The following is a 10,574-nucleotide window of genomic DNA, read 5'->3' on the forward strand; positions in this document are numbered from 1 at the left end:
CGCCCGCGCACGTATCGAGACGGTGTCAGCGGCGCTTGCGCGGGCGCTGCCTACCCGCCCCGTGAGCGGTACTCTCGGGTCGTCCTGGGCCTGAACGAAGCGAATCCGGAGTCCGAACCACCCCCGCGACCCACGAAGTCGCGTGCGTGGTCCTCGACATCGCCATTTCCGCGGGTCCTATGTGATCTACGGGTGGTGAGCGGGCGTGTCTGTGCACAGCGGTACGGGACCGAGCCCTGCCCCGCCCCGAGCCACCTCCCGCTAGGAGATACGAGCCGTCATGCCCCGCCACACCCTCAACCCGCTCAACTCCCGCACCACCAGATCCTCCAGAAGCTTCCGCACGCCGCTCACCGCCGTCGCCGGCAGTCTCGTCCTCACCGCCGCGCTCGCCGGATGCGGTGGTGGCGCGGCGGGCGAGGAGGGGCAGACCGTCACCGTCTACAGCGCCGACGGGCTCAAGGGGGTAAAGGGTGACGGCTGGTACGACAAGGTCTTCGCCGACTTCGAGAAGGACACCGGCATCAAGGTGACCTACGTGGAAGGCGGTTCGGGAAAGATGGTCGACCGGGTCGTCAGTGAGAAGGGCGACCCCCGCGCCGATCTCCTCGTCGCCCTGCCGCCGTACATCCAACACGCGGAGCGGAAAGGGGTGTTGGCGTCGTACGACCCGAAGGGCTCGGAGCGGGTGCACGGTTCGGGGAAGTCCGCCGACAACCGCTGGACGTCGGTCGTCAACAACTACTTCGGCTTCATATACAACAAGAAGGAACTGACGGACCCTCCGGCCACCTGGGAAGAGCTGCTGGACCCCGAGTACAAGGGCAAGATCCAGTACTCGACCCCCGGCGTCGCCGGTGACGGCACGGGACTCCTCATCAAGGCCATCCAGGACTTCGGCGGCGAGAAGCCGGCCATGGACTATCTGCGCAAGCTCGAAGAGAACAATCTCGGCCCCACCCCCTCGACCTTCAAGCTCGCGGCCAAGGTCGACAAGGGCGACATCCTCATCGCGAACGGCGATGTCCAGACCAACTTCGACCAGTCCAAGAGCCTGTCGAACATCGCGATCTGGTTCCCGGCGAAGGAGGGCGGCAAGCCGACCACGTTCGCCATGTACTACGGCGCCGGCCTCGTCGACGGCGCCCCGCACAGCGCGAACGGCAGGAAGCTGCTCGACTACATGCTCACCGAGAAGGCCCAGAGGCAGGTCAGCGGCATCGGCGGCGGCTTCCCCGCGCGTACGGACGTCAAGCCCACCGACGAGAACGCCATCGAACTGGCCGGGCTGCTCGACGGCGTCGCGCTCTTCGAGCCCAACTGGGAGAGCATCGAGCCCAGACTCGACAGCTACATCGACTCCTGGAAGACGGCCACCGGCAACTGACGGTCCGTCTGTTCGACCTGCCGGCTCAGACGAGATCCACGAGATCCGCGATCGAATCCACGACATTGGTCGGCCGGAACGGGTACTGGTCGATGTCGGCCGTGCCCGTGACCCCGGTCAGTACCAGGAACGTCTCCATACCGGCCTCGAGTCCCGCCAGGATGTCGGTGTCCATCCGGTCACCGATCATGGCGGACGACTCGGAGTGCGCGCCCAGGGCGTTCAACCCGGTGCGCATCATCAGGGGGTTCGGCTTGCCGATGAAGTACGGGTCCTTGCCGGTCGCCTTGGTGATGAGCGCGGCGACCGAGCCGGTCGCGGGCAGGGCACCCTCCGGCGAGGGACCGGTGTTGTCGGGATTGGTGGCGATGAACCGGGCGCCGTCGTTGATCAGACGGATCGCCTTCGTCAGCGCCTCGAAGGAGTACGTCCGGGTCTCGCCCAGAATCACGAAATCCGGGTCCGCGTCCGTCAGGACGTAACCGGCGTCGTGCAGGGCGGTGGTCAGACCCGCCTCACCGATCGCGTACGCCGTGCCGCCGGGGTGCTGGTTGTCCAGGAACTTGGCCGTCGCCAGCGCCGAGGTCCAGATGCTCTCGACCGGCACGTCCAGGCCCATGCGTGAGAGCCGGGCGTGCAGATCGCGCGGGGTGTAGATGGAGTTGTTGGTGAGGACGAGGAACGGTCGCCCCGTCTCACGCAGGCGCTTGATGAAGGCATCGGCGCCGGGCACCGGGACCCCCTCATGGATGAGTACGCCGTCCATGTCGGTGAGCCATGACTCGATGGGCTTGCGGTCAATCATGCGGGCTCGCTCCAGGCGACTCGACGGGATGATCACCCGGAGACCCCGAGGGGCCGGAGGCTCCGAGGCCGCCATCCTATTCAGTCGCCGCGGCCCTGGCAGAGGCTGGGCGCCTCCGCTTCCTGCAAGGCCCGCATCTGTGCCTTCTCTCACTGTTTCCTTTGAGTCTGCCTCCGCTTGATCGGAGATTCACCAGGGAACCGATGTGTCTCTGAATCCGGCGACAATGAAGTGAGGTAGCAGTGCCCGAGAATTCCGCAGCATCACATTCGGAAGAGCCTGCCGGTCGGCGTCTGACCCGCAACAACGGTCCGCTCGGGACGTCCGTACCCCCCAAGCGAATCAAAGACGAAGAAATGGACGACGAGCGTCAGGTCAGAGTCAATCCCTTCCTGGTGTCGCTCGACGAGATTCCCAGGGAAGCGATTCTTGATGGGAAGCCCGGCGCGGTCTGGCATTTCTCGGCCACTCTGCGCGAGGACGCGGACAGGCCGGGAGTCCTGGACTGGCAGGTCATGATGGGCAGCGAAGAGGCGCTCTCGGTCATGGGCCGGATGGATTTCCTCAAGGTGCTCGGCGGGATGCGGAAGGCCGCGAACCAACAGCAGAAAGAGGACCCGGAGCAGCGGATCGAATATCCGACTCAGGAGGACCTGAAGAAGGGTATCGACGGGCTGGGGCATCCGACCATCGCCGTCGATTTCAAGATTCATGGGGCGACGAAAGCGGGGAACGCCGCGATGAGCGGCGAGTTCCGCTACGACCCGGAGTCGAGATCGGCGAGGGCGAACGACCGGTCGGGCCGTTATATGAGCAAGAACCACAGGCCCGAGACGGACAAGGCTCCGGAGAAGATCGCGGAATGGGGTGAGGCGATCGCGAAGAAATTCAGTGACCATCTGGGGATTCCAGTTGTTTTCGAGCAGCTGAAGACACTGCCCAATCCGCTGGGGAGGAACGCCGCGACGCTCCAGCCGTCGGCCGCCGGGCTTGTTTCCTCCACCGCCCGCCAGGCCGGGCAGTCGGGGGCGGTTTCCGCCGCCAAGGAGGCCAAGAGGCAGCGCCGGTGACCTGATCGCCGGTCTGGTGGAGCGGGTCCGACTGGATACGCGCTGGTCACAGCGGTGTACGGGGCATTCAGGCGCTCGCTGCGGATGCGGGATCGGGCCCGACGCGTGAGGCTTCCTTCATCAGGAGGTTCACGATGCGTTCAGGCTTGCTCGCTCTCCGTGCCGCAGGGCTGGTCGCCGCCATGGTGGCGGTCCCCGTCCTCGGTACCACCGCCGCCGACGCCCACGACTCCGTGAAGGCGACGGTCTCGCCGTCCCCCGTCCGTCCCGGCGGTGAGGTGAAGATCAAGGTCGCGGGCTGCGAGAACCCCCGCTCGGCGTCGGCGCGGTCCGATGTCTTCGTCGCCGACTCCGAGCTGGCGGGGCGCGACGGTCTGCGCGGCGAGGCGAAGATCAAGTCGTCGACCGAGGACGGCAAGTACCAGGTCGACGTCTGGTGCGACGGGCACGACCACCGGGGCGCGGGCGTCGTCGAGGTGAACCACAAGCCGAAGCCCGAGCCGAAGCCTTCGGCCAAGCCCACGCCTTCCGCCAAGCCGAAGCCGAAGTCCTCAGCGACGCCGAAGCCGAAGTCCTCCGCGAAGCCCACACCGACGTCCTCCGCGAAACCTTCCGCCGAGCCTGAGAAGAAGGCCGCCGCCTCCGCGCCGCCGTCCGGCACCGCCACCCACGCCTCCGAATCCGCGTCGGCCTCGCCCGTCGCCCCCGTACGCGCCGGTGGTGGCGGCCGGACCAGCACCACCGACATGGCGGCCGACAGGGCGGGCCCCAGCACCCCGCACACCGTGATCGGTCTCGTCCTCGCCGGCGTCGCCGCCGTGGCCGTGGCCGTCCGCAGCGCGCGGCGGAAGCGTTCCGCCGCGCGGGACTCCGACTGACCCGACCACACGACCGACGACCGACGACCGAGACGGCGGAGACGACTGAGATGGCTGAGACTCCGACCCCCCACCGCCCGACCGGATCGGGCCGACTGCTCACCGGAGTCGCGTGGGCCGTGCTGCTGCTCGCCCTCTGGGGCTGGGGAGTCGACGGCCTGGTCGGTAACTCCTCGCCCATGACCGGCGACGTCGCCGCCGTCGGCCGCCCGGTGGAGCAGCGCCCGCCGGCGGCGAAGGACTCGCCCGAGCCCGCCGAACCGCGCCGCCTCGACGTCCCCTCCGTCGGCATAGAGGCGCCCGTCGTCGCGCGCGGCCTCGACATCACGGGGGCGGTCGAGCCGCCGCCGTACGAACGGCCCGAGACCGTCGGCTGGTACGGGAGCGGCGCCCGGCCCGGCGCGAAGGGCACCGCGCTCTTCGTCGGCCACGTCGACACCCGCACCGAACCGGCCGTGTTCTACGACCTGAGCGCCGCCCGGCCCGGCGAGAAGATCCGGGTGACGCGGGCCGACGGCTCGGTCGCCGAATTCACCATCGACGACGTGAGGGTCTACAGCCGGGAGCGGTTCGACGCGCGGAAGGTGTACGGCCCCCACGAGCGCGACCGCGCCGAACTGCGCCTGATCACCTGTGGCGGGACCTTCGACCGCAAGAGCCGTACGTACACGGCGAACGTGGTCGTCTCGGCATACCTCACCGGTGTGAAAGAGGCGCGTCACGATGGCTGAACCGGCCCCCTCACGGCACCGCTGTCACAGCTCGTGCACAACGCCGAACAGGCGCCGTTACGGCCTCGACCCGTGTGCCAGGATGGATTCGACCGGTCTTGTCCGGGCAGGCGGGCAGCAGGCGGGGCAGCGGGAACGGCAGGTACGGGGCGCCTGGGGGCCGGCTCCGACGAACGGGCACCGAGGGGGAGTTGATGTACGGCAGTAGAACCGGTCGCGAGCGTCGCACACTACGAGTGACGGCGTGCGCGGCGGCCACCGGAGCGGCGCTGCTCGTCGCGGGCTGTTCCTCCGACGGCGAGGACAAGGGCGAGAAGAACGCGGCGTCGAGCCAGCAGCCCAAGGCCACCGATCCGTACTGGGTCAACCCCGACGGCAACGCGGCCAAGCAGGTCGCCGAGTACACGAAGGACGGCGACGACAAGAACGCCGGCCTCATCAAGAAGATCGCCGCGCAGCCGGTCGGCGAGTGGATCGGCCCGGACAACCCCGAGGACGCGGCCCGCGGTTTCACCGAGGCCGCGGCCAAGGCCGACCGGGACGCGCTGCTGGTCCTCTACAACGTCCCACACCGCGACTGCGGCCAGTTCTCCAAGGGCGGCGCCGCCGACGGCAACGCGTACCGGGACTGGGTCGACAAGGTCGCCAAGGGCATCGGTGACCGGCGGGCCACGGTCGTGCTGGAGCCGGACGCGCTGCTGCACCTGGTCGACGGGTGCACGCCGCCGGAGTTCCACGAGGAGCGGTACGACCTGCTGAAGGGTGCGATCGAACGGCTCAAGCAGCAGCCCGCCACCACGGTCTACCTGGACGCGGGCAACGCCGGCTGGCAGTCGCCCGACGCGCTCTTCGAGCCGCTCCAGCGGGCGGGCGTCGCGGCGGCGGACGGCTTCTCGGTCAACGTCTCCAACTTCTTCCCGACCGACGTGAGCCAGGAGTTCGGCAAGAAGCTGTCGGCCAAGGTCGGCGGCAAGCCCTTCGTCATCGACACCAGCCGCAACGGCAACGGCCCCTACACGGGAGGCGATCCGGCCGAGAACTGGTGCAACCCGCCGGGCCGCGCACTCGGCGAGCCGCCGACCACCAAGACCGGCGACCCGCTGGTGAAGGCGTATCTGTGGATCAAGCGCCCGGGTGAGTCGGACGGCGACTGCAAGGGCGGGCCGAAGGCGGGCGACTGGTATCCGGAGTACGCCCTGGAGCTGGCGCGCAACGCCGAATAGCCGAGCGGCGGAGATGGATCGGCGGGCCCGTACGCGTAGTGCGGGCCCGCCGATCCATGTCGGAACCCCTGCCTACGGCACTTCGACCCACACGCCCTCGGACGGCGTCCCCTTGTCGTCCGTCACGAACATCATGTACCAGCCTGCCGGCACCAGCGCGGTGTTCTCCGGCACCGTCACCTCGATCCCGTCCGCCGTCTTCTCCATGTCCAGCGCGATGGACCGCTGTTCGACGTCGGTGACATGGGTGACGGCGCTCGGCCGCAGCAGCCTCGCGCTCTTCAGCGAGGCCGCGTCCTTCGTCTTGAAGACCCCGGAGCCCCCGCGTTCGATCCGCTTCGGCCCCTCGCTCAGCGCCGGCTTGGAGTCCCGGAAGAGATACGGCGGGGTGTAGATCTCGATCCGCTGCTCGAAGACGCCCGGCTTGGTGTTGGCCTTGTCGGCGTAGAGCGAGTCGGAGCCGAAGATCATCACGCGGCCGTCCGGCAGCAGCAGCGAGCCGGAGTGGTAGTTGCGGCCCACCTGCGGGTCGGCGACGCGCTTGTACTCGCCCGCCTTCGGGTCGTACATCCGCGCTTCGAGGATGTTGGAGCCGCTGCGGCCCCGGTAGTCCTCCGCGCCGCCCGTCACCAGGACCGAGTCGTCCGGCATCAGCGAGGCGCTGGGGTAGCGGGTGCCCTTGTCGAGCGAGGCGCCGTCCTTGAACTCCGGCTTGTCGTCCTTGAGATCGACCAGCCGGGACTTCTCGCTGGACTTCTCGGACTCGCCGACCCCACCGCCGCCGATGACCATGAACCTCTGGTCCTGCGCCGGCGGCAGCATGACGGTCGCCGACGTCTCCATGGTGTCCGCGTCGCTCAGACCGGGGATGTTCTCGAACTTGTTGGTGTCCAGGTCCCAGATGCCGGGCTTGCGGCCGACGTCGGCGGGGCCGTAACCGGCGTTGGAGCCGCTGTAGAACAGCTTGCCGTTGTCCATCAGGAAGATCGCCGGGTAGGTGGGGAACTTCCGGATGATGCCGGTGTACTCCCACTCCTTGGTCTCCGGGTCGTAGATCTCGTCCTTGCCGGGGACGATCTGCCCGATCTCGTCGAGGCCCGACAGCGCGAGGACCTTGCCGTCCTCAAGCGTCGTCAGCGTCGGATACCAGCGGGCCTCGTTCATCGGGTCCACTTTGATGTACTTCTCGGCGACGGGGTCGAACTCGAAGGCGTCCTTGATGCCTTGGAAGTCCTTCTTGTCGAGCGCGAGCTTCTGCGCGATGCCGTAGACGTTACGGGCGTCGGCGCCCTTCATGCCCTGCACCCGGTAGTTGTCCTCGGTGCCGGTCTCGTACTTCTTCCCGGTTTCCTTGGCCTCGACGTAGATCCGGCCCAGTCCGGGCTCGGTCCGCAGGAAGGCCCCGGTCACCGGGTCGAATATCTTCTCCGCCTTCTCGACCAGGACCGGGTCCTTGGACTCGAAGGTCTTGCCGTTCTTCTTGCCGGTGAACATCGTGCCCGCGGGCAGCGTCATCGGCTTGTCGGGGTCCTCGTTGTGGACCACCATCAGGCCGCCGGCCTTGGTGGTGTCGCCCTTGAGCTTCTCGTACCGCTTCGTGCCGCCCGCCACCAGGAGCTTGCCGTCGGGCAGTTGGGTGTGCCCCGAGCAGAACATGTCCTTGGGCGTCGGGATCATCTTGAAGTCGTTCGTGGCCGGATCCCACAGGACGGACTCGAACTTGTTCGCGTCGAAGTTCTTCTGATTGTTGCCCGACCCGGCTATCAGCAGCACTTTGCCGGTGTGCAGCAGCGACGCGTGGATCGAATTGATCTTGTACTTCGACGGGATGTCGAGAAAGTCCCAGTGGCCGTTCTCGGCCTTGTACTCAGGCCGGTTGATCTTGTAGTCGTGGTACTGCTCCGAACCGAACCGCCACATCGCCGGCCCGTTCATCCCGGCCACCACGACGACCACCGCGGCGCCTATCGCAAGGCGACGGGCGCGGTTCTTGCGGTGGTTCGGCCGGACGGGAAGCGCACTCATTGCTTAGGTCCCCCAAGGGAAATCTGTACGGTCTGGTCGAGGGCCCCGGGAGGCGTCCGCGGCGTCTGCGGAGCCTGTGCCGCCTGCGGCGGGGCCTGTCGCGGCGGAGCCGGAGGCGTACCCCCGCCGCCACGGTGCGCCCCGTGCTTCCGGCGCTTCTTCCTCTCCGCCCGCATCCCCAGCCGCCACACGATGATCGGCGACGCCGTGATCAGCAGCGCCAGGGACGCCCACGTGATCATCGCCGGATGATCGTGTCCGAAGAAGAAGGACGAGACCAGCGAACCGGCGAACACGAGAATGAAGAACAGATGGATCCGGAAGGTCCCGAAGAGCGTGTCCGGGCTGGACGAGTCGCCCTTGGGTGTCACCACGAAGCCGCTCTTGCGGCGCAGTACGGCGTCGAGCAGCGAGCGCGCGTAGATCGGCGCGGACAGCGCGGACATCGCCATGCCGGCGAGACCGCCCGATCCCTCGGGCTCGTGCGGCGAGACGTTGTGCCGCCGGTTCCAGATGTAGAGACCGATCTGGAGGGCGGACGCGTTGCCGTACAGCATCATCCAGATCGCCGGGTCGATCTGCACACCCGAGGCGCCCATGCCCAGGAACAGGGCGCAACTCAGCGCCGCCAGGATCCAGTTGAGCGCCGACATCGGGTAGAAGATGATCATCATCGTGTAGTTGAAGAGCTTGCCGGGCGGCAGTGTGCCGAAGCCCTTCCAGTACTGCTTGAGGATCGTCTCGTACGTGCCCCGCGACCAGCGCAGCTGCTGGGTGAAGAAGTCCGTCCAGGCGGTCGGGCCCTCACCGACGGCCAGCACGTCCGGGGTGTACACGGAGCGCCACTTGTTGCCCGTCTGCGGGTTCCTGGCGCGGTGCATCTCGAACCCGGTCGCCATGTCCTCGGTGATCGAGTCGTACAGCCCGCCGATCTGCTTGAGCGCGGAGATGCGTACGGCGTTGCTCGTGCCGACGAACATCGGTGAGCCGTAGCGGTTGCCCGCGCGCTGGATCAGGGCGTGGAAGAGGAACTGCTGCGACTCGGCGGCCTTCGTGACGAACGTGTCGTAGTTGCCGTACACCTGCGGGCCGATGACGAAGCCGACGTCCGGGTCGCGGAAGTAACCGAGCATCCGCTCCAGGTAGTTGGCCGTCGGGACGTGGTCGGTGTCGACGGAGGCGAAGAAGTCGTAGTCGTCGCCGTGCGCGTCGAGCCAGGCGTTGTAGTTGCCGTGCTTGGTCTTGGCGCGGTGGGCGCCCTTCGCCTGATTCCACTTCGCCACGCCCTTGCGGGAGAAGTGGTGCACACCGAGCCGCGCGCAGACCTCCTTGACGGCGGGGTCGTCGCCCTCGTCGAGGAGCCAGACGTGCATCAGCCCCCGGTGGCGGATCTTGACGGCGGCCTCCAGCGTCTTCGTCACCATCTCCAGGGGCTCCTTGCCCGGCACGAAGGAGGTGAGGAAGGCGACGCGGGTGCCGTTCGCGGGCACGACGGGGACCGGGTCACGGGCCACCAGCGTCGCGTGCGCGTTGGAGAGCACGTTCATCGTGCGGAACAGCTCGATCAGTCCGATCGAGACGAGCATCACGATGTCGAGGACGAGCAGCGTGTCGTTCTTGAGGTTCGGGTCGCGCTCGGTCCAGTGCTGCGGCTGCATCAGCCAGGCGAAGAGGCCGAGGGACAGGAGCGGGGCGGCGCCGAGGAGCAGGGCGGCCCGGATCCGGTGCGGCTCCTGCGAGAGCAGCGAGCGGTACTGCACCTTGTACGGCTTGTTCGGGTCGGGCTGGGTGAGCGGCCCGGCGAGCCGGCTGTAGTGCTCGTAGTCGTACTTGGGCAGTTCGGCCTTGGGCCGCAGACGAGCCCTGGCATTCCTGAGCTGCGAGGGAACCCGGAGCTGAGTGGTCCGGGACGCGTCGTTGTTCGGCCGCTCGCCGTTCGGCGTCGACGTCATCAGTCATCCCCCCGCACGCATGCTGGTGCGTGATTGGTCGGTCGGTCCGGCAGGTCGCCCGCCGCCGTGGGTACAGACACGCATGGGGGACCTTCCGGTTGCATGAGGTCGTTACGCGACATCAGCCCATGAACGGGACCCCCACCCCGCTCGGTATGCAAACCGGAGCGAATTCTTCAGCTGCCCCAACTGCAAGTAACACGCGCTTCTTTGGACCCGTCGGCTTCAGGATAGGTTCTACGACCCCCGCCAAGATCGCAAGAGTGAAAGATACTACTTGCGTATCATATGCCCTGATTGAGGTGCCGGTCGGAGGTGGAGCTGTGGCCGGACTGTGAAGTTGCCGCGAAGGCCGCGCCCGCGCGGGGCGCGAAACGGGGAAAACGGGCGAGGCCCCTTCGCGTGATGCGAAGGGGCCTCAGCCGTGCGTGCGCCGCCAGGGACTCGAACCCCGGACCCGCTGATTAAGAGTCAGCTGCTCTAACCAACTGAGCTAGCGGCGC

General features: G+C 67.6%; 8 protein-coding genes and 1 tRNA gene. 5 read left to right on the forward strand and 4 right to left on the reverse strand.

The genetic code is table 11. The features are described from left to right. Positions 1 to 280: 280 nt before the first annotated feature. On the forward strand, positions 281 to 1,387 hold the full coding sequence (locus BHU15_RS19590) for a 2-aminoethylphosphonate ABC transporter substrate-binding protein (protein WP_069628374.1): 1,107 nt from the start codon (positions 281 to 283) through the stop codon (positions 1,385 to 1,387). A gap of 25 nt (positions 1,388 to 1,412) precedes the next feature. Here BHU15_RS19590 and BHU15_RS19595 read toward each other — a convergent pair whose 3' ends face one another. Then, the gene (locus BHU15_RS19595) at positions 1,413 to 2,192 is read right to left on the reverse strand and encodes an HAD-IIA family hydrolase (protein ID WP_069628375.1); all 780 of its coding nucleotides are present in this window, start codon (positions 2,190 to 2,192) and stop codon (positions 1,413 to 1,415) included. 356 nt (positions 2,193 to 2,548) lie between these two features. Here BHU15_RS19595 and BHU15_RS19600 point away from each other — a divergent pair, with 356 nt between their 5' ends. The 4 genes from BHU15_RS19600 (at position 2,549) to BHU15_RS19615 (ending at position 6,094) form a co-directional block, all read left to right on the forward strand. Next, on the forward strand, positions 2,549 to 3,262 hold the full coding sequence (locus BHU15_RS19600; protein WP_069628376.1) for a hypothetical protein: 714 nt from the start codon (positions 2,549 to 2,551) through the stop codon (positions 3,260 to 3,262). Positions 3,263 to 3,396: 134 nt separating this feature from the next. After that, entirely contained in the window at positions 3,397 to 4,140 is a 744-nt protein-coding gene (locus BHU15_RS19605) for a hypothetical protein (protein WP_069628377.1), read from the forward strand. Between the two features lie 50 nt (positions 4,141 to 4,190). Then, complete coding sequence (locus BHU15_RS19610) at positions 4,191 to 4,871, forward strand: class F sortase (RefSeq protein WP_069628378.1); 681 nt, start codon at positions 4,191 to 4,193, stop codon at positions 4,869 to 4,871. Positions 4,872 to 5,065: 194 nt separating this feature from the next. After that, positions 5,066 to 6,094 (forward strand): glycoside hydrolase family 6 protein, encoded by a 1,029-nt coding sequence (locus BHU15_RS19615; protein ID WP_069628379.1) that lies wholly within the window; start codon positions 5,066 to 5,068, stop codon positions 6,092 to 6,094. Positions 6,095 to 6,166: 72 nt separating this feature from the next. On the opposite strand, the gene glxA is transcribed toward BHU15_RS19615, so the two are convergent. The 3 genes from glxA to BHU15_RS19630 all read right to left on the reverse strand — a co-directional run bounded on the left by glxA (position 6,167) and on the right by BHU15_RS19630 (position 10,574). Next, positions 6,167 to 8,119, reverse strand: a complete 1,953-nt coding sequence (gene glxA, locus BHU15_RS19620; RefSeq protein WP_069628380.1) for a radical copper oxidase GlxA — start codon at positions 8,117 to 8,119, stop codon at positions 6,167 to 6,169. Then, the gene (locus BHU15_RS19625; RefSeq protein ID WP_069628381.1) at positions 8,116 to 10,071 is read right to left on the reverse strand and encodes a glycosyltransferase family 2 protein; all 1,956 of its coding nucleotides are present in this window, start codon (positions 10,069 to 10,071) and stop codon (positions 8,116 to 8,118) included. The genes glxA and BHU15_RS19625 overlap by 4 nt, the downstream gene beginning before the upstream one ends. A 429-nt stretch (positions 10,072 to 10,500) precedes the next feature. Further along, positions 10,501 to 10,574, reverse strand: a tRNA-Lys gene (locus BHU15_RS19630).

The organism is Streptomyces niveus (genome assembly GCF_001723055.1).
Taxonomy (GTDB): Bacteria; Actinomycetota; Actinomycetes; order Streptomycetales; family Streptomycetaceae; genus Streptomyces; species Streptomyces niveus.